Source organism: Brevibacterium sediminis (assembly GCF_024895295.1).
Lineage (GTDB): Bacteria > Actinomycetota > Actinomycetes > Actinomycetales > Brevibacteriaceae > Brevibacterium > Brevibacterium sediminis.
Genome location: NZ_JAHQRN010000003.1, coordinates 382,922 through 401,071, shown reverse-complemented (window position 1 = coordinate 401,071; position 18,150 = coordinate 382,922). Strand labels below are relative to the sequence as shown.

The 18,150-nt window shown below is 66.1% G+C and carries 16 protein-coding genes; 4 read left to right on the top strand and 12 right to left on the bottom strand.

Annotation, left to right across the window (positions count from 1 at the left end; translation table 11 throughout):
* Positions 1-298: 298 nt before the first annotated feature.
* The 6 genes from KTJ89_RS09125 to aztB all read right to left on the bottom strand — a co-directional run bounded on the left by KTJ89_RS09125 (position 299) and on the right by aztB (position 7,823).
* Entirely contained in the window at positions 299-1,678 is a 1,380-nt protein-coding gene (locus tag KTJ89_RS09125; RefSeq protein WP_259357453.1) for a short-chain fatty acid transporter, read from the bottom strand.
* A 150-nt stretch (positions 1,679-1,828) separates the two neighbouring features.
* Positions 1,829-3,208: an NAD-dependent succinate-semialdehyde dehydrogenase gene (locus KTJ89_RS09120; protein WP_259357452.1), complete on the bottom strand. Its 1,380-nt coding sequence runs from the start codon at positions 3,206-3,208 to the stop codon at positions 1,829-1,831.
* A 252-nt stretch (positions 3,209-3,460) separates the two neighbouring features.
* Positions 3,461-4,714: a zinc metallochaperone AztD gene (gene aztD / locus KTJ89_RS09115; protein WP_259357451.1), complete on the bottom strand. Its 1,254-nt coding sequence runs from the start codon at positions 4,712-4,714 to the stop codon at positions 3,461-3,463.
* 49 nt (positions 4,715-4,763) lie between these two features.
* Complete coding sequence (aztC, locus tag KTJ89_RS09110) at positions 4,764-5,735, bottom strand: zinc ABC transporter substrate-binding protein AztC (RefSeq protein WP_259357450.1); 972 nt, start codon at positions 5,733-5,735, stop codon at positions 4,764-4,766.
* On the bottom strand, positions 5,732-6,964 hold the full coding sequence (locus tag KTJ89_RS09105; protein ID WP_259357449.1) for a YncE family protein: 1,233 nt from the start codon (positions 6,962-6,964) through the stop codon (positions 5,732-5,734). The genes aztC and KTJ89_RS09105 overlap by 4 nt, the downstream gene beginning before the upstream one ends.
* A gap of 28 nt (positions 6,965-6,992) precedes the next feature.
* The gene (gene aztB, locus KTJ89_RS09100) at positions 6,993-7,823 is read right to left on the bottom strand and encodes a zinc ABC transporter permease AztB (protein WP_259357448.1); all 831 of its coding nucleotides are present in this window, start codon (positions 7,821-7,823) and stop codon (positions 6,993-6,995) included.
* A 30-nt stretch (positions 7,824-7,853) separates the two neighbouring features.
* Here aztB and aztA point away from each other — a divergent pair, with 30 nt between their 5' ends.
* Positions 7,854-8,555, top strand: coding sequence for a zinc ABC transporter ATP-binding protein AztA (gene aztA, locus KTJ89_RS09095; RefSeq protein WP_259357447.1), 702 nt, complete (start codon positions 7,854-7,856; stop codon positions 8,553-8,555).
* 4 nt (positions 8,556-8,559) lie between these two features.
* On the top strand, positions 8,560-8,913 hold the full coding sequence (locus KTJ89_RS09090; RefSeq protein WP_259357446.1) for a nuclear transport factor 2 family protein: 354 nt from the start codon (positions 8,560-8,562) through the stop codon (positions 8,911-8,913).
* A 59-nt stretch (positions 8,914-8,972) separates the two neighbouring features.
* Here the strand turns inward: KTJ89_RS09090 and KTJ89_RS09085 are convergent, their stop codons facing one another.
* Both KTJ89_RS09085 and KTJ89_RS09080 read right to left on the bottom strand, forming a co-directional pair.
* Positions 8,973-9,800, bottom strand: a complete 828-nt coding sequence (locus KTJ89_RS09085) for a DUF981 family protein (RefSeq protein ID WP_259357445.1) — start codon at positions 9,798-9,800, stop codon at positions 8,973-8,975.
* A 150-nt stretch (positions 9,801-9,950) separates the two neighbouring features.
* Positions 9,951-10,871: a 3-hydroxyacyl-CoA dehydrogenase NAD-binding domain-containing protein gene (locus KTJ89_RS09080; RefSeq protein WP_259357444.1), complete on the bottom strand. Its 921-nt coding sequence runs from the start codon at positions 10,869-10,871 to the stop codon at positions 9,951-9,953.
* A 164-nt stretch (positions 10,872-11,035) separates the two neighbouring features.
* Here KTJ89_RS09080 and KTJ89_RS09075 point away from each other — a divergent pair, with 164 nt between their 5' ends.
* Together KTJ89_RS09075 and chrA are read left to right on the top strand one after the other, a co-directional pair.
* Positions 11,036-11,899 (top strand): hypothetical protein, encoded by an 864-nt coding sequence (locus KTJ89_RS09075; protein ID WP_139468195.1) that lies wholly within the window; start codon positions 11,036-11,038, stop codon positions 11,897-11,899.
* A gap of 129 nt (positions 11,900-12,028) precedes the next feature.
* Positions 12,029-13,363, top strand: a complete 1,335-nt coding sequence (gene chrA / locus KTJ89_RS09070; protein WP_259357443.1) for a chromate efflux transporter — start codon at positions 12,029-12,031, stop codon at positions 13,361-13,363.
* 49 nt (positions 13,364-13,412) lie between these two features.
* Here chrA and KTJ89_RS09065 read toward each other — a convergent pair whose 3' ends face one another.
* The 4 genes from KTJ89_RS09065 to KTJ89_RS09050 all read right to left on the bottom strand — a co-directional run bounded on the left by KTJ89_RS09065 (position 13,413) and on the right by KTJ89_RS09050 (position 18,034).
* Positions 13,413-15,044 carry a long-chain-fatty-acid--CoA ligase gene (locus KTJ89_RS09065; protein WP_181270705.1) on the bottom strand — a complete coding sequence of 544 codons (1,632 nt, stop codon included), beginning with the start codon at positions 15,042-15,044 and terminating at the stop codon, positions 13,413-13,415.
* Positions 15,045-15,281: 237 nt separating this feature from the next.
* Complete coding sequence (locus tag KTJ89_RS09060) at positions 15,282-16,043, bottom strand: enoyl-CoA hydratase (RefSeq protein WP_259357442.1); 762 nt, start codon at positions 16,041-16,043, stop codon at positions 15,282-15,284.
* A 231-nt stretch (positions 16,044-16,274) separates the two neighbouring features.
* The gene (locus KTJ89_RS09055) at positions 16,275-16,847 is read right to left on the bottom strand and encodes a GNAT family N-acetyltransferase (RefSeq protein WP_259357441.1); all 573 of its coding nucleotides are present in this window, start codon (positions 16,845-16,847) and stop codon (positions 16,275-16,277) included.
* On the bottom strand, positions 16,847-18,034 hold the full coding sequence (locus KTJ89_RS09050) for a trans-sulfuration enzyme family protein (protein WP_172170379.1): 1,188 nt from the start codon (positions 18,032-18,034) through the stop codon (positions 16,847-16,849). The genes KTJ89_RS09055 and KTJ89_RS09050 overlap by 1 nt, the downstream gene beginning before the upstream one ends.
* Positions 18,035-18,150 lie beyond the last annotated feature (116 nt).

The window sequence follows — 18,150 nt, the reverse complement described above, 5'->3', positions numbered from 1 at the left end:
TCATGGCATCGGACTCGGTCGAGCAGAGTGCTCAATCGAGCATGATCAACGGCTGTTGCTTCAAGATTTTCCGTCATCGCCGAATCCCCGGTTCCACGGGGACGGCCAACAACGGAGGTTACCACATAGACACTTACGGTCACTTATCCTGTTATGCCATGCGAATCTGCAGATCAGCGATTCACCCTCGCCGAGGTGGGGCTTCACCGACCGTGGCAGCGTCGGTTCCGCTCCGCCCGCCTCGGCGGGACGTTCATCGAGGCTTCGGAGTGAATCGAGGCCCAGAGGGAGACGAGTCTCAGAGTGAGACGAAGAGCAGCGCGGCAGCCATCACCACCCCGGAGCCGAGGAATGTGATGACGGTGTAGCCGAGGATGTCGCGCATCTTCAGTCCGGCGATCGCGAGCACTGGCAGCGCCCAGAAGGGCTGGAGCATGTTCGTCCACTGGTCGCCGTAGGACACGGCCATGATCGCGATCGACGGGTCGACGCCGAGCTGGTTGGCCGCATCGAGCATGATCGGGCCCTGCACGGCGAACTGGCCGCCGCCGGAGGGGACGAAGAAGTTGACGAGTCCGGCCGAGAGCAGGGCGAGGACGCCGAAGGTCGTGGTGTTCGAGATCGAGACGAAGGCGTCGGAGAACACGGCGATGAGTCCGGTGGTCGACATGATGCCGAGGATTCCCGCGTAGAGCGGGAACTGCAGGAGGATCTCGCCGACGTTCGACGCAGCCTCCTTCGTCAGGTGGATGAGCTCGAACGGGTTGCGCACGAGCAGGAGGATGAGCGCGAGGAACGACCAATTGACGATGTCGAGGGTCAGTCCCCCGCCCTGGGCGAAGTGGATGATGAGATAGGCGACGAGAGCGAGACCGACGATGAGAGTGAGCACTCGTGAGGCGTCGATCCGGTCGGCCGGAGTGACGACCTCCTCGTCGACCTCGCTCTGCCCCTCCGAACTCACCGAGGCGGGGAGTTCGTAGACGGTGGCGCCGGACTTGGGTGCGACGAGGAAGAAGAGGAGCGCGCAGACGATGATGACTCCGGCGATCGCCAATAGGTTCCAGCCGGCGAAGATCGTCTCCGACACCGGAACTGTCTTCCCGCCGAGGGACTCGGAGAGGAAGGAGTCCGGGGTGGCCGCGGTCAGCGGACCCGATCCCGAATACCCCATGTGCCAGACGACGAATCCGGAGTAGCCGGCGGCGACGAGCAGCGGGAAATGGACCTTGATTCCGCGTTCGCGTGACTGCACTGCGATCTCACGGGCGAGCAGGGCGCCGACGACGAGGCCGAGTCCCCAGGTGATGAGACTGGCGAGCGCGGCGACGATGAAGACGAAGACATAGGCGAAGGTGGCGTTTCCGGGAACTCGAGCGAGCCGGGCCAGCAGCTTCCGCACCGGTCCGGTGTTGGCGAGGATGTGCCCGAGCAGGAGGATCAGACACATCTGCGTCATGAACTCGAGCAGACCGGCCAGTCCTTCACCCCAGCCGGTGACGACGTCCGTCGGTCCGGCGTCGGTGAAGATGAACGCGAGGACGGCGACGATGAGGGTGAGGACGATGGCGAAGGTCAGGGCCGAGGGAATCCACTGTTCGAGGAATCGGTTGACCGGCCGCATGATCCCTTTTGAGGCTGCGGCGTTGACCTGGGTTGACGGCTTCGGTGCCGACATGGGAAGACCTCCCGCTGAGAATTATGAGAATTGTCTGTGCGTGGTCTCAGCATACAATCAGGGCGCTGTCCCTGTAAGAGACAGCGCCCTGAGCGCGATCACAACCCGGTCACGATCGGAACCCGGATTCTCGGGCTCCGGTCGTACCGATCAGTCCTGTTTGTACACGAGCTGCTTGTTGACGAATTCGTCCATCGCCAGCGGACCGAGTTCCCGGCCGACTCCGGAGCGCTTGACTCCGCCGAAGGGCAGGTATTCGCGGCTGCCTTCCGGAGCGTTGAGGAAGACCATGCCGGAATCGATCTGGTCGCCGACGCGTTCGGCACGGGCGATGTCGGTGGAGAACACGGCGGCCCCCAGGCCGAATGGGGTGTCGTTGGCGAGCTCGACGGCTTCTTCCTCGCTGCTGACCTTGTAGACGATGACAGCGGGGCCGAAGAGCTCTTCGTAGTATCCGCGCATGCCCTTCTGCACATCGGTGAGGACGACGGGTTCGACGTAGGCTCCGCCGCCGTCGTACTTCTTGCCGCCGGCCAGCAGGGTCGCGCCCTCGCTGACGGTGTCCTGGACCTGCTCGACGAAGCGGTCGGCGGCGGCCACCGACGACAGCGGGGACAGCCGGGAGCCCTCCTCGCCGGGAACGGCGGGGGTGTTCTTCTTGGCCGCCTCGGTGATGGAGGAGACGAAGTCGTCGTAGATGTCGTCCATGACGATCATCCGCTTGGGCGAGTTGCAGGCCTGGCCGGTATTGCCCATGCGGGTGTTGAAGAACGTCTTCGCGGATTTCTGGACGTCGTCCGTGTCGAGCAGGATATAGGGGTCGGATCCGCCGAGTTCGAGCACGACCTTCTTGAGGTTCTTTCCGGCCTCGGCAGCGACGGCGGCACCGGCGCGTTCGGATCCGGTCAGGGACACTCCGTGGTTGCGGGGGTCGGGCAGGATGATGTCGGCGACCTGCTCGTTGCTGGCGTAGATGTTGATGTACGCACCTTCGGGCAGGCCTGCCTCGATGAAGATCTCTTCCATGATCTGTGCCGAGCGGGGGCACTGCGGGGCGTGCTTGAGCAGGATCGTGTTGCCCAGGGCCAGGTTCGGGGCGGCGAAGCGGGCGACCTGGTAGTAGGGGAAGTTCCACGGCATGATGCCCAGCAGCGAGCCGACGGGCTTGCGGCGGATCATGGCGGTGGCGTCCTTGGGTCCGCGCAGGGGTTCGTCGGCCATGAAGGCTTCGGCGTTGTCGGCGAAGTATTTGTAGATCATCGAGCTCAGCTGAACCTCGCCCTTGCCCTCGGGCACGGACTTGCCCATTTCGAGCTTGATGACTTCGGCGAGCTCCTCGGCGCGCTCGGCGTAGATCTCGGACACGCGGGTGAGGATGGCGGCGCGCTCGGCGACCGTGGTCCGGCTCCACTCGTCGAATGTCGTCGCCGAACGATCGAGGGCGGCGAGGATCTCGGCATCGGTGGCGGTGGGGAATTCTTCGGCGACTTGGCCGGTCGCCGGGTCGGTGACGCGATACATGGTGGTCATGGCTGTCCTCTTTCACTTCGACGGGGTTGAGGCGATCACCGATGGTGTGATCGCAGGTCCATCCCCCACGCTATGGCCGAACCCCGGCGTCGGCAACGGCGGTCTCACCTCCTGGGCAGATTCCCAGCCATCACCGAGGCGGCTGACCCGACCGACGGTGCGCGCAGCAACGCCGCCGGTCGGGCCTATTCCGCCGGTCAGGTCTGATCCGCCGGTCGGATCTGATCCGCCGGTCGGGTTCGTCCCGATCCCTCAGCCGGTGACGCCGGTGATCTCGTCGGTGGCGTGCGGCAGCTCAGCGCTCTTCTCCACTTTCCCGGTGCCGAGGTCGACGATGTGGATCTCCGACTTCTCCGGATCGGACACGTACGCCTTCTCCCCCTGCACGAACAGGGTCGGTCGGGCCTGCTGCCAGTCGACCGGTTCCTTCCATTCGTCGATGACAGGGTATTCCTCATCGATGCCACCGGACTTCGGGTCGATGACCCGCAGCGTCCCATCGGTGCCGAGGACGAGGGCCTCACCGTCAGGGCCGCGACCCAGCGAACGGAAGCTGTACGAGGCGCCGAGGTCGACGAGCTTCATCGTGCCTGCCTCGGTGTCGGTGAGGCTGATGCGCTCAGGACGCTCGAGCTCGGCGTCTTCGTCGACCTTGTAGTCGCCGAGAACGACTGGGGACTCGTCACTGCCGGCCTGATTGCCGATGCGCCCGTAGTCATCCTCCGCGTCGATCTTGCTGAACTCACCGTCCTTGTACAGCAGAATTCCGTCCTCGCAGCCGAGCGCGATGGCTTCGTTCTCGGCCGCCGCTTCGCCGTGAACACCGGGGCAGTCCTCGCTGCGGGCGATCTCCTTGCCCGACTCGTCGACGACCTTCGCTCCGGAGCGCTCCTCCTCGGTGCCGATGGTGTGCAGAGTCGACCCGTCTTCGAGTCGGACCGCGACACCGTGGTGCGGCTCTTCGGCTTCGATCACCTGCGGGTCCGGTGCGCCTTCGGCGAAGGAGGACGTGTCGAAGGTCTGGATCTTCCCATCGCCGTCGCCGAAGAGTACGGTCGTCCCGCCGTGCCGGACGACGTGCCCGGGAGTGTCGGTTTCATAGACCGTGTCGGTCAGGGTCGGCACCGCGGCATAGCTGTGAGTGTGGTCGCCGTGCTCTTCGGTCCAGACCCCCGCGTCGAAGAGCCGGAACCCCTCGGCCACGGAGACCATGACGTGGCGGGAGTCGCCGACGGGATTGACGCGGTTGAAGCCTTCGAGCTTCGCATCGTCGATGACCTCGAGGGTCTGCGCGTCGAGCGTCATGATCCCACCGTCGTAGGTGGTCACCAAGCGCGGGGCGGGGGCGTCGAGTTCCTCGGCGTCCTCGGCCCCGGCCTGTTCACCGCTGTGGTCGTCGTGACCGGCCGCTTCGCTTTCGCTTCCGCTCGTGCCGCAGGCTGCCAGCAGCAGGGTCGCGGCGAGGGCCGCGGATGCGGAGCCGATGATCGTGCGGTGTCGCCTCATCACTGGTGTTCTCATTTCCTCTGTTCTCTCTTCTTCTCTGTGGTGGATTTCAGTCTTCGGGTGCCAGTCCCGCGGCGATGGCCTCGGCGTTGGCTTTCTGCATGTCGATGTAGGTGGCGGCGCCCCCGTCGGCCTCGGTCAGGGATTCCGAGTACAGGGGCACCACCTCGACCTCTGCATCGACCTCACCGGAGAGCGCCTCGGCAAGTTTCTGCGGTTGGGAGGAGTCGGCGAAGATCGTCGGTACACCTGCTTCCTCGACAGTTCTGGCGAGCTCCTCGAGGTCGGCGGCCGAGGGTGAGGCGAGCGTTGTGCCGCTGGGCAGGACAGCACCGATGACCTCGAAGTCGAAGCGCTCGGCGAAGTAGCCGAACACGTGGTGGTTGGTCACGAGCTTCCGCCGGTCGGCAGGGATCGCCTCGGCGATGTCCGCGATCTCGGCATCGAGGTCTTTCAGCTGGTCCCGGTAGGTGTCTGCGGAAGCGGCGACCGCATCGACGACCTCACTTTCGACCTGTTCTGCCAGGGTGTCTTCGATGGCGTCGACGGCGGTCAGCATGCGTTCCGGGTCGGTCCAGAAGTGCGGATCCGCTTGGTCCGAGCTCTCCCCGCTGCGATAGTCGAGCGGATCGATGTGCTCCCCGACTTCGAGGACCTCGACGCCTTCGCTGCGGGCATTGTCGAGGTTCGCGTTCAGTCCCTCTTCGAGACCGAGGCCGTTGGAAACGATGAGATCCGCTGATTCCATCTGCCCGGCTTCCTTCGCCGAGATGCCGAAGGAGTGGGGATCGGCGTTGGGTTTCATGAGCACCGTGACGTCGGCGGATTCTCCGACGACATTGCGCACGACATCGCCGAGGATGTTCGTCGTTACGACGATGCGCGGGGTCTCCTGCCCGGTCGAGCAGGCCGTGACCGCGGCGGTGAGGCCGAGGGCGAGCGCCGCGGCGAACAGCGAAGTGAACGGTCGGGGCCTGCGCGGTTCTCTCGGGACTCCGGGCCGCGCGCCTTTCGTGCTCATCGGCCGGTGACCGCGAGCGCGGCCGGAGTTCCGCCGACGTCGAAGCTGCGCGCCTGGCGCAGCCCGTCGGCCTGGTCGAGTTCGAGAACTGTGCCGGAACTCGGGTCGCTGACATAGGTGCGCTCCCGGTCGACGACGACATCGGGACCGGACCCGTGCCCCTCGCTCTCTGTCTTCGGCGCGTCGATGAGGTTCTCCTTCGTCTCGGACTCTCCTGTCTCGGGATCGATCGCGTAGGCCGTGCCGTCGGCATCGAGGGCGACCACGGCGGAGTCGTCGCCGGCCACGGAGGCGGCGACCACCTCGGCGCCGGTGTCGGCATACGTCCATTCACCGGACTTCGCATCGAACAGGCCGATTCCGTGGTCATCGAGAGGTGCGGCGGTGAGGTCGCGGCCGACCTCCACCGACCAGGCACGCGACCCGTCGGCTTCGTCGGGATAGGGCACGAGCTTCGCGGAGAGATCGTCATCGAACGTCATCAGCCCCTCGGCGCAGGCGAAGGCGGGACCCTCTCTGGTGACCCCGGTGCCGTGGATATCCGCGCAGTCCTCATCGACGGGTTCGGCTTTGCCCTTCTCGTCGTAGACGGCGAGTGAGGACGGCAGATCCTCCGACGATTCGCCGGGGACGGTGGAGATCAGGTGGTCTTCGTAGGGCACCGCGACACCGTGGTGGGGACCGGGCCTGATGGTGCCCAGCTGTTCGACGTTCCCGTCGCCGAGTCCGCCGCGGTCAAGGAGCTTCGCGCGTCCTTCTCCGTCGAAGAAGAGTGCGACGCCCGTGCCGGCCGAGACGACATGGGCGGGATCGTCGCCGGTGACCGCGTCGAGCGCTGTCGGTTCGGCGCGGTAGTAGTGCTTGTGGTCGCCGTGGTCGACGGTCCAGACTCCCGTGTCGACGGGGGTCACGGTTCCGGCTTCCTGATCGGCGAGGTAGAGAAAGCGGGCGTCGGTCCCGGCAAGTGTGGTGTCCGCGGTTGCAGGTACCTCGAGCACGGTCTCCTCGCTGATCAGGTCGAGGATCTGCACGGCACCCGATTCCGAGTCGCTGACGCTCAGGCGCAGCTGCGGTTCGCTCGCCTCCTCGGCGCCTTCGACGTAGCCGTGCGGGGTGGCGGAGTCGGTGTCGGACTCGGGCTCCGCCGCTTCCGGAGAGGCATTCTGACATCCGACGAGCAGTGCGGCCGCGAGGATCGATGCGGCGGCGGGGAGTGGCAGGTTCTTCATAACGACTTTCTAATGATATTCATTCTCATTACCAGTGAGATACTAGCGCATTGCGGAGTCGTTTCGCGACGAGGGCGACAAAGAAGGCCCCGACTGCGACGAGGGCGATCGTCGCCCCGGCCGAGGTTCCCGCGTGCCAGCTGATCAGCAGACCCGCGAAGGTCGCGAAGGCACCGAGTGCCGCGGCGGCGACCATCATCGCCCCGACGCTCCTGAACAGCAGGAACGCCGTGGCCGGTGGCCCGATGAGAAGTCCGAAGACGAGCAGCGTGCCGACGATCTGGAACGACGCGACCACCGCCAGGGCCGTGAGGACGAGCAGCGCCGCATGCGCCCACCCTGGCCGCATGGCCAGGGTGGCGGCCTTGCGCTCATCGAAGGCCAGGGCGAGGAACGGCCGCCGCAGAAGGATGCAGGCGAGCACGCCGAGTCCGGTCGCGACGCCGAGGATGACGAGATCAGCCCAGCGGACGCCGAGCACGTCCCCGAACAGGAAGGCGGTGAGGTCGACGGCGAAGGACTGCGAATGGGAGATGATGACGACGCCGAATGCGAGCATGCCGACGAACAGCAGCCCAATGCTCACGTCCTGGGACAGCTTTGATTCGCCTGCGACCCAGGTGATGCCCGCGGCCATGAGCAGGGCGCTGATCGCTGCACCGATCATCAGATGCCCGCCGAGCAGGGCGGCGATCGCCACCCCCGGGAGCATGCCGTGGGACATCGCATCCCCGAAGAATGCGAGTCCGCGCAGCACCACCCAAGTGCCAATGCAGCCGCAGAGAATGGCCGCGAGCACACCAGCAATGAGCGCGCGGAGTACGAAGGAGACGCCGAAGGGCTCGAGGATGAGTTCCATTCAGATGATGATAACCGTTATTATTATCAAATGGACAAATCGTCTCCCACTATCGACGTCACGGGCCTGACCTGCCACTACGGCGGGCTTCTCGCCGTCGACGCCATCGACCTGCACATTCCGGTCGGGGCGGTCATCGCCCTCGTCGGCCATAACGGCTCCGGCAAGTCGACTGTGCTCATGGCCCTGGCCGGACTGCTCAGCCCCAGCGCCGGAGCGATCATGGGCAGACCTGCCGATATCGCATTCGTGCCCCAGCGCAGCACCGCTCCCGACCATCTGCCGATCACCGTCAGACAGACGGTCGAGATGGGCCGGTGGAGGAGGACGGGTCTCTTCGGGCGCCTCGGCGCCGCGGATCGGAGGATCGTCTCGGACTGCCTCGACCGGCTGCACATCTCCGATCTTGCCGACCGCCGCCTCGGCGGACTCTCCGGTGGCCAGCGGCAGCGTACGCTTGTCGCCCAAGGACTGGCCCAGGACGCACCCCTGCTTCTCCTCGACGAACCGTTGGCGGGAGTCGACTCCGAGGCGGTCGCGCTCATCGGTCGAGCCATCGATCAGGCACGCTCCGAAGGTACGACGATCGTCCTGGCCACTCACGACGAGGCGCAGGCCCACTCCGCGGATCGGGTGGTCCGACTGCACCGAGGATCTGTTGCCGAGGTGCGCACGCGGGGCCGGGAAGGCGGCTCAGAGACACCCACAGAGCACAGACGACTGCTACGGTAACCCCATGGCCAGTGTGACTGAACTCGTGAAGCGCTACTACACCACCGTCGATGCCGGAGATGCGGACGCCACCTCGGCGCTGTTCGCCGCGGACGCCAGCTATGATCGACCGGGCTATCCGACGATGGTCGGCCAGCAGATCACCGACTTCTACCATGGCGAACGCGTCATCGAATCCGGTGCGCATTCGCTGCAGGAGATCCTCGTCGACGGTGATCGCGCGTCCAGTCGCGGTGTCTTCAGCGGCCGTCTCAAGAACGGCTCTGAGACCTCGGTGGGTTTTGCGGACTTCTTCCTCTTCGACTCCGCGGGCCTCATCGCCGAACGCACCACGTACTTCTACCAAGCAGCGGTCTGACACCAAGCAGCGGTCTGAACCGCTTGTGCCCGATCACCGGCCTGAGCCGCTGCGGCTGATCACATCGTGTTGACGATCAGTCCGATGTGTGTGTAGAAGTTCATCGCGCCGAAGAGGACGAACACGATTCCGGTGATCGTCCAGACCACGCCGGTCACGGAGATCGCAGCTCCACCGACTTGCGCGTCGACCGGGGTGCTCAGCACCTTGCGCACCGCGAAGGGGAACAGCACCGCCCCGAGACCGACCAGGGCGAAGAGCAGTGACATGAATGTGGCTTCGATGACCGGGTAGTCAGCAAAGGCACCGGAGATCGGCTCCTGCGGCGGAGCGGCGAACAGCTGGTAGACCGTTCCCGCGAGTGCGATGGCGAAGAGGGCGAGTCCGAGCGCGGCGATGAAGATCGACAGCGGCTTCACCGTGCTTGCCGCCATCCCCAGCGGATCGGCATCGGCCTTGAGGTCGGCCCCGCGCTTCCACAGATACCAGGCAGCAGCGAGCAGGAGCACGCCGAAGGCGAGGCTCGTCTCGCCGAAGATGACGTTGTCGAAGGCGAATCCGCCCGCTGCCAGCGGCCAGGTCAGCGTCATGTGCAGACCGGTCAGGGTGAGGATGAGTCCCAGCACGCCGAAGGTCAGCGCCCATCCGTCGGTGCTGAGCACGCGTCTGCCTCCACGCCATTTCGATCCTGCGCTGTCAGCGACTCCGGCCGTCCCTCCGGCACGGCGCAGTTCCCGGTAGAACAGGACGACGGCGAGCAGTCCGGCGCCGACCGCCACTGACATGATCGTGTTGTAGGTGGGCATCGTGGCCCAATCGATCATTCCCGGCGATTCGACGCCGGTGAAGAATCCGCCCATGGTGATTTCCTCCTGAGGTGATCGCATTGCGGCATCCGGGGCAGGTTGCCCCGGAGCCCCAATGCACTTGCTCTTATGACAACGCTGAGAATCACCTCAAAGATTCCTTATTCGTCCTGGTGAGAGTGTCTGACTCGTCACCAATACGGGCCAACGGTCAGCACGTGGGAAGACGTTTCAGCGCCCCTGACCGCGGGCCTCGAGCACCGCCTTCTGGATCCGATCCCGGACGGCCGCTGCCTGTGGGGTCGGGGTCGGGCCATAAGCGTCTTCGACCTGTTCGAAGACGTCCTCCATACCTGCGGGATCGATATCGACCGGCAGGTCCTCGATGGCGGCGAACGCCGGTCCGATATGGTCCATGAAACCGCGGATCCCGGCCTCTCCCCCGCCGAAGTGCATGCCTTCGAACTGGCCGATGGCCGACCAGCGCAGACCCAGCGAATTCTTCATCACCGTGTCGAGCCCCTCGGCAGTGACGACGCCGTTCTGCACGAGCGAGATCGCCTCTTTCATCAGCGCATTCTGCAGCCGGTTGCCGACGAATCCGCGGATCTCGCGCCCCAGCACCACCGGTTCGCGCCCGCAGCTGCGGTAGAACTCGACCGCGGCCTCCACGGTCTCCTGGGAGGTCTGCGGCGACGGCACGACCTCGACGAGAGGCATGAGGTGCGGTGGATTGAACGGGTGGCCGACGATGACGCGGGAGGCCGCGGACTCGGGCAGTGCGGCCGCGATCGTTGAGGCCGGGATCGTCGACGACGATGTGGCGAACACGGCCCCGGCCGGAGCCGCCTCGGCGATCTGAGAGAACAGCACGGGCTTCGATTCCGGATCCTCGGGACCGGATTCCTGGACGAAGACGACACCTGCCACTGCGGCCTCGACGGATTCGGCGAGTTCCACGGTGCCGACTTCAGAGGCCAACTCATCTTCGGCGGAGGCATCAGCGGTGACGTCGGCCTGTAAGCCGGCGACCACCTCGGCGAGGTCGGGACGCGGGTCGAAGACCCGCACCGTGTACCCGCTGCGGGCGAAGAGGAAGGCGAACGATCGGCCGATGGTTCCGGCGCCGATGACGGCGACTGTTGAGCTCATGCGACCAGGCTATACCCGCCCCACCTGCTCGAGCGGCGGAGTTCACTGGGGCGTGCGAGGGCATTCACCCAAGCGTGCGGCGGCAGACACCGGCCCGTTCGCCGTAGTCGAATCGTTGCCGTGTGCCTCCCGCCGAGGTCGCGTCCTGGTGGCACAATGTCACCATGAGCGCGAACCCAGAACTGAGAACAGTGGACTCGGAGATCATCGCCCTGGCGGAGGACGAATACGCCGCCGCGGCCGAGACCGCACGCATCGAGGTGCGCGAGATCCACACCGCCGACGAGGCGGCCAAGGCCTCACTGCTGCTCGACGAAGTCTGGAACGTTGACGAGACCGGCACGAACGTGTTCGAACCCAGCCTCATCATCGCCTTCGCCCACGCCGGCAACTATGTCTCCGCTGCGTACAGCGTCGACGAACCCGACGAGATGATCGGTGTGACCATCGGCTTCTTCGGCCAGCCTCTGGGTTCGGTCATGCATTCGCATATCGCCGGAGTCCGCCATCAGATCATCGGCCGCGGGGCCGGATCCGCTATGAAGCTGCACCAGCGTCTGTGGTGCCTCAACCTCGGCATCACCGAGATGACCTGGACTTTCGACCCGCTCATCGCCCGCAATGCGTACTTCAACTTCCAGCGTCTGGGCGTCGGCATGGTCGAATACCTCGAGGACTTCTACGGGCAGATGCGCGATGGGGTGAACTCCGGCCAGGCCAGCGACCGGATGATGGTGTCCTGGCCGCTCGACCGTCCGGCACGCGCCTCGGTCGTCGATCCCGGATCGGCGTTCCCCTGCCTGCGCGCCGATGACGACGGGGAGCCGCTGCTGAGCGAGGTTCCGAAGGAGACCGAGTTCGTCTCGCTGGATTTCCCCTCCGACATCGAGGACCTGCGCGGACAGGATGCCGATCTCGCCAGCCGCTGGCGACTGGCGCTGCGCACGGCGCTGACCGGGCTCGTCGGCGACGGCTGGGTCGTCGACACCTGCCTCAAGGGCGGCACCTACCTCCTCCACCACCCCTGAGCGTTCACCTTCGCTGCCCGTTCGCCCGGCGCGGCGAGCCTGCTCGCGCTGCCGGCAGCTGTCCCGTTCACCTCGGCGTCACCTGATACGTGTTCACTGAGGTGTTCACCTGAGCGAAGCGGAGGACCGATGAACAGTGATACGGCGGCCACACAGCCGCCTGGTCCGGTACCCCTCGCCGAGGTGGCCGGATCGTTCCTGCGCCTCGGCCTGACGTCGTTCGGCGGTCCCGTCGCCCACCTCGGGTACTTCCGCGAGACCTTCGTCAGCCGCCGTTCCTGGCTGGACGACCGTGAGTACGCCGACCTCGTGGCCCTGTGCCAGATGCTGCCCGGCCCTGCGTCGAGCCAGGTCGGCATGGGACTCGGGCTGCGCCGTGCGGGCCTGCCCGGGCTCGCGGCCGCGTGGGTGAGCTTCACTCTGCCGTCGGCGATTCTGCTCACCCTCTTCGCGTTGGGGCTCTCGGCCTTCGGTGACCTCGGGGATGCCGGGTGGCTGCTCGGGCTCAAGGCCGCCGCGGTGGCCGTCGTCGCCGGTGCCGTGCAGTCGATGGCGAAAACTCTGACCCCGGATGCTCGTCGTGCGAGCATCGCCGCTGCCGCCCTCACCCTCATGCTCGTCATCCCGGATTCGATGGTGCCGACGGCGCTCGTCCAGATCGCCGCGATCGTCCTCGGCGGAGTTCTCGGCCTCGTCTGGCTGAAACGGCCCGACGAAAGTGGGAAAGAGCAGGAATCGTCCGCCGAGGCGGCCGCACCCTACACAGCGGTCGATTCCAATTCAGTTTCCGCCTCCGAGTCAGCAGCTGCCGCGGTCGGGCCCCATTCCCCCGAGAGCCGCATCGCCTCCCGCGGTGCCAGACGGTTGGGCATCGCCTCCCTCATCGCCTTCGCCGCTCTGCTCCTCGGACTGCCCGCGCTCACCGCGGCGACCGGGGATGCGACCATTCGCCTCATCGATATCTTCTATCGGGCCGGGGCCCTGGTCTTCGGCGGCGGTCATGTCGTCCTGCCGCTGCTCGAGGCCGAACTCGTGCCCACCGGTCTGGTCGGCCACGACACGTTCCTCGCCGGCTACGGTGCAGCACAGGCCGTTCCCGGTCCGCTGTTCACCTTCGCGGCGTTCCTCGGAGCGTCGATGACGACGGGACCGAGCGGCATCCTCGGTGCCGGTATCGCCCTGTTGGCGATCTTCCTTCCGGCGGGTCTGCTGGTCGTCGGGATCCTGCCGTTCTGGGAACGGCTGCGTGCCTGGGAACCGGCGACGGCGGCACTGACCGGAGTCAATGCCGCCGTCGTGGGGCTGCTGGGGGCCGCGCTCTACGATCCTGTGTTCGTCGAGGGGATCACCTCGCCTGCGACCCTGGCGCTGGCCGTTGCCGCCTTCGTCGCCGGGACCATGTGGAAGGTCCCGGCGTGGACGACGGTGATCGGCGCCGGGGTGCTCGGCTGGCTGCTGCTGTGATTGGTCAGGCCCGGGGCTCGACCGATCGCTGCCCGGATCGGCCTTGTGATCAGGACTGTTCCCAGTCCTTGCGCAGCAGCTTCTTGTCGAGTTTGCCCACCGAGGTGCGCGGCATCTCCTCGACCACCCTGACCTCGTCGGGCATCTGCCACTTGGCGAAACGAGCACTCAGCGTTTCGACGATCGAGTCCCGGGTCACCTCGGCGCCGGGGTTGGCCACAACGTAGGCGACGGGACGCTCATCCCACTTCTCGTCGGGGACGCCGATGACGGCGGCCTCGCTGACGTCGGGGTTGTCGAGGATCGCGTTCTCCATGTCGATCGACGAGATCCACTCGCCGCCGGACTTGATGACGTCCTTAAGTCGGTCGGTGATCTTCAGGTAGCCGTACTGGTCGATGGTGCCGACATCGCCCGAGCGCCACCACCCGTCGAGGAACCGGTCGGCGTTGTCGGGCAGCTGGTAGTAGGACTCGGTGATCCAGGGTCCGCGCATGAGGAGCTCACCCATGGACTTTCCGTCGCGTGGCAGCTCATTGCCCTCGGGGTCGACGGTCTTCATTTCGACACCGATGATCGGCAGGCCCTGCGAGCGCTTGAGGTCCCACTTCTCTTCCTCGTCGAGGTCTAGACCGGGACGGATCTTCCAGTTCGTCGACGCCAGCGGGGTGGTTTCGGTGGCACCGTAGCCGTGGATGACGTCGGCCCCGGTGACCTCCTTGAACCCGCGCATCATCGACAGCGGCGGCTCGGACGACCCGGAGACGAGACGGACACCGCTGAGGTCCGGGGCCTGCGGCATCTTCTTCATCATCTGCAGCATCGGCCCGAAGATGGCGGGGGCGCCGTTGGCCAGGGTGACCTTCTCCTCGACGAAGGCTTGGGCGATGGCACCGAATTCCTCGGCGGCGAACTTGCCGGGCAGGACGAGCTTGGCGCCGGCGGCCACAGCATTCTGCGGGAAGCCCCACGACAGCACATGGAACATCGGGGTGATGGGCATGACGCAGTCGTCGAAGTTCGCGTGGAGTGCGGCCAGACCGCCCATCGTGTGCAGGTAGATCGACCGGTGCGAGTAGTACACACCCTTGGGGCGGCCGGTTGTGCCGGTGGTGTATCCGGCGTAGGCGGCGGTCTTCTCGTCGACGACGGGCCAGTCGTAGGTCTCGGACTTCTCCGCGATGAGGTCTTCGTAGGAGACGACGTTGGTCAGGCTCGTCTCGATCTCGGCGATCGGCTTGTCGGTCATGACGACCCAGCCCTTGACGTCGAGCTTCGGGGCCAGCGATTCGGCGACGGTCAGCAGCGATTCGTCGACGAAGATCCAGTCCGACTTCGAGTGGCTGACGACGTAGGCGAGGTCCTCGGGAGCCAGGCGCAGGTTGAGCTGGAGCATGGTCGCGGCCACACCGGGCACGGCGAAGTAGAGCTCGAGGTGGCGGCGAGAGTTCCAGTCGAGGACTCCGACCATGGAGCCGGCACCGACGCCGAGGTCGGCGAGGCCGTGCGCGAGCTGCGCCATGCGCTTGAACTCGTCGGCGTAGTTCGACCGGCCCCAGGATCCGTCCGAACGGCGGTAGACGACCTCGGCATCACCGAAGACGGTGGCTGCATGGCGGATGAGGCTGGTGGTGTTGAGCTGGTAGCTGTCGCCCAGGGTGGACGGAATTCCTGTCAGCATGAGACTCCTTCGTTCGTGCTCCGGTCCCTCCTCGTCGCTGTGGCCGCGACGGGAGAAGAATCGTGATCGCCGGTTTCGTGGTGGGCGGTCGTCACCATCACATCAGGTGGGGAGGCGGTGCGGATGCAGATGCCTTTATTCGTGGTCAAACAGTTATCAACCGGTCTGCGGTCCGGCCGCTATGGACCAGCGTGCGGTCTGGCAGTCATGAACCGTTTCATCCGCGCCGACCCACAATCATTCCCCGGTAAAGCCGGGTGCCCTCTTGTCGAGGAAGGCGGCGACCCCCTCGGCGAAGTCGTTGCTCGCACGCAGCGCATCCTGTCCTTCGACCTCGCGGGCGAAGGACGCGTCGAGTTCGGCCAGGCTGGCCCGGTTGATCGCTCGCTTCGAAGCTGCCAGGGCACGGGTCGGGCCCTGCGCGAAGACCGCGGCGACTTCTCCGGCACGTTCCAGGTGGCTTCCAGCCGGAACGACCTCGCTGGCCAGTCCCCAGTCGAGGGCGTCGGCGGCCTGCAGCTTCTCTCCGGTCAGCGCCAGGCGCAGGGCCCGGTGGCGTCCGGCCGAGGCGGCGACCAGGGCGGTCGAGCCCCCGTCGGGCATGAGCCCGATCTTCGTGAACGGCAGCATGAGATAGGACTTCTCGCTCATCACCAGATAATCGCAGGCCAGGGCGAGGGAACATCCGATGCCCGCGGCCGGTCCGGACACAGCCGCGATCGTGGGGATGGGCAGGTCGAGGATCGCGGCGATGATCCTATTCGCTCCGGCGAGGTTGATGCCTTCGCGCTTCGCCACTCCACCCTGCAGGTCCGCACCAGAGCTGAAGGACCGTTCATTGCCGGTGAGGATGATGGCGCGGGAGTTCGCGGCCGCCTCGGTGAACGCGGTGCCGATGGCTTGGAATGTCTCCTCGTTGAGCGCGTTGAGGCTCTCCGGACGGTTGATGGTCACGGTCGTGACATCGCCGCTGACTTCGGTGAGAACGCTGGTGGACAATGCGACTCCTTCGTACGAATCCGATGATCCGGGTAGCTTTCGGGGCTTCTGCTTCCGTCCGCTCTCGGGCGGGCGGAAGCATCTACCGTCACTTTAACGTACGTTAAGTTGATCTGCGTCACAGACCCGAGCAGCTTCGTTCTTCGCCGAGAAACGGGTCAAGCGTCGAGAAACGCCCGCCCACACCCGTGTCTCGGCACGCAGCCCGTTTCTCGGCGGAATGCGTCGTGCTCAAGCCAATGTGGCGTCGAGCTGGGCGGCGGTGAGTTCCCGGTCGGCGAAGACCAGGCGGACGGCGGTCGGGTCGGGATTGCCGGCGTCGGGTGCGCGGTGAACGAGTTCGAGGCCGAGCCTGCGAGCGACCTCCGCCGAGGCGGTATTGACCTCGAGCAGATACGCCACGACCGGCAGCTCCGGGTCGATGTCTGCCGCGGCCTCCATCGCCTCCCGCGAGACCGCTGTCGCCAGGCCACGCCCCTGCGCTTCGGGCCGGAACCGGTATCCGAGGTTCCAGAACGCTCCGGGAGTGCCGCGTGAGGCACCGGGGCCGGAGACTCCACGCAGCGAGCAGCCGCAATGGCCGAGGATGTCCCCGCCCGGAATCTGCCGCACCATCCAGGGTCCGATTCCGTCGAGTTCCCACTGCGAGGCCAGTCGGACGAGGATCGCTTCGGCCTCTTCCTCATCGGTCAGACGGCCACTGGGCAGGTGCGTCCAGACCCGCGGGTCGGAGTCGATGGAGAAGAACTGGTCGAGGTCGTCCGCGCTGGGTCGGTCGAGCACATAGTCGGGCGTCTGCCTCATCAGGCAAGGGCCGCCTCGAGGTCAGCCCAGAGGTCGTCGAGGTTCTCGATGCCGACGCTCAACCGGATGAGCCCCTCGGGCACTGTCGCCGGTTCCGAGGGGTGTCGGCGGCGCCGTTCGATGAGGGATTCCACCCCGCCCAGGGAGGTCGCCGGCGTCCACAGTCGGACCGCCTCGGCGATGGCGGTGGCCTTGTCCGCGGTCGCGACGGTGAAGGAGATGATCGCGCCGAATCCGTTCATCTGCGCGGACGCGCGGGCGTGGCCGGGGTCGTTCGGCAGGCCCGGGTAGCGTGTTTCGACGACGGCCGGGTGGGCGGCGAGGCGCTCGGCGATGACCTGGGCGTTGGCCTGCGCGCGGTCGAGGCGCACCGCCAGGGTGCGCAGTCCGCGCAGGGCCAGCCAGACCTCGAAGGGACCGGCGATTCCGCCCCGCATGGATCGTTCCGTGTGCAGTTCTTCGCGCAGTCCGGTGCTGCTGGTCACGACCGCACCGAGGACGACGTCGGAGTGCCCGGCGAGGTATTTCGTCACCGAGTGCACGACGATATCGGCGCCCAGGTCGAGCGGAGTCTGCAGCAGCGGGGTGGCGAAGGTGTTGTCGACGGAGACGAGGAATCCACGGTCCTTGGCTGCCGCGGTCAGCGCGGGAACGTCGGCGACCTCGAGCATCGGGTTCGTCGGCGATTCGATCCACAGCATCCCCGGGGATGCGGCTTCGCCCGCCGTCGCGTGCCCCGCTTCGTCGAGGGCGGCGATGACCGCCTCGGTGTCGGCGATATCAACGGTGACAAGGTCGAAGTTCTGCCGCCCAGCGATCTGCTCGGCTGAGGCGAGCGCTCCCTGGTAGCTGTGGGTGGGGATGATCAGGGTGCCTCCGGCGGGCACGAGGCTGATCACGGCCGAGATCGCCGCCAGGCCGGAGCCGAAGACCAGTCCGGGCAGGCTCGCATGTTCGAGCTGACCGAGCGCCTCTTCGAAGGGCGTCCATGCGGGAGTGTCGAAGCGGGCATAGGCATATGGCGAGTTCGAGATGTCGCCCGCGCTCACGAAGGTCGAGGACAGATCGATCGGCGGGTTCACCGAGGCGCCATCGACGCGCTGAGGTCGTCCGGTCTCGACGACGATGGTGTCCGGAGCGAACTCGGGATGACGGGCGGGAGAGGAGGCTGGCTCGGGCTGTGTCATGTCCCCAATATATGCCTCACCGCATCACACGGAATCGACAGCGATATTTCGGACACTTTTCCGAAACTCTGAAGGGTTCGCCCGGTGTCCGCTGCTTCGGACGGCGCGGAGACTTC

Excerpts from the sequence above, each read along its gene's own strand:
- KTJ89_RS09125 (WP_259357453.1), bottom strand. The coding sequence starts at position 1,678 with ATGTCGGCACCGAAGCCGTCAACCCAGGTCAACGCCGCAGCCTCAAAA.
- KTJ89_RS09120 (WP_259357452.1), bottom strand. The coding sequence starts at position 3,208 with ATGACCACCATGTATCGCGTCACCGACCCGGCGACCGGCCAAGTCGCC.
- aztD (WP_259357451.1), bottom strand. The coding sequence starts at position 4,714 with ATGAGGCGACACCGCACGATCATCGGCTCCGCATCCGCGGCCCTCGCC.
- aztC (WP_259357450.1), bottom strand. The coding sequence starts at position 5,735 with ATGAGCACGAAAGGCGCGCGGCCCGGAGTCCCGAGAGAACCGCGCAGG.
- KTJ89_RS09105 (WP_259357449.1), bottom strand. The coding sequence starts at position 6,964 with ATGAAGAACCTGCCACTCCCCGCCGCCGCATCGATCCTCGCGGCCGCA.
- aztB (WP_259357448.1), bottom strand. The coding sequence starts at position 7,823 with ATGGAACTCATCCTCGAGCCCTTCGGCGTCTCCTTCGTACTCCGCGCG.
- aztA (WP_259357447.1), top strand. The coding sequence starts at position 7,854 with ATGGACAAATCGTCTCCCACTATCGACGTCACGGGCCTGACCTGCCAC.
- KTJ89_RS09090 (WP_259357446.1), top strand. The coding sequence starts at position 8,560 with ATGGCCAGTGTGACTGAACTCGTGAAGCGCTACTACACCACCGTCGAT.
- KTJ89_RS09085 (WP_259357445.1), bottom strand. The coding sequence starts at position 9,800 with ATGCGATCACCTCAGGAGGAAATCACCATGGGCGGATTCTTCACCGGC.
- KTJ89_RS09080 (WP_259357444.1), bottom strand. The coding sequence starts at position 10,871 with ATGAGCTCAACAGTCGCCGTCATCGGCGCCGGAACCATCGGCCGATCG.
- KTJ89_RS09075 (WP_139468195.1), top strand. The coding sequence starts at position 11,036 with ATGAGCGCGAACCCAGAACTGAGAACAGTGGACTCGGAGATCATCGCC.
- chrA (WP_259357443.1), top strand. The coding sequence starts at position 12,029 with ATGAACAGTGATACGGCGGCCACACAGCCGCCTGGTCCGGTACCCCTC.
- KTJ89_RS09065 (WP_181270705.1), bottom strand. The coding sequence starts at position 15,044 with ATGCTGACAGGAATTCCGTCCACCCTGGGCGACAGCTACCAGCTCAAC.
- KTJ89_RS09055 (WP_259357441.1), bottom strand. The coding sequence starts at position 16,847 with ATGAGGCAGACGCCCGACTATGTGCTCGACCGACCCAGCGCGGACGAC.
- KTJ89_RS09050 (WP_172170379.1), bottom strand. The coding sequence starts at position 18,034 with ATGACACAGCCCGAGCCAGCCTCCTCTCCCGCCCGTCATCCCGAGTTC.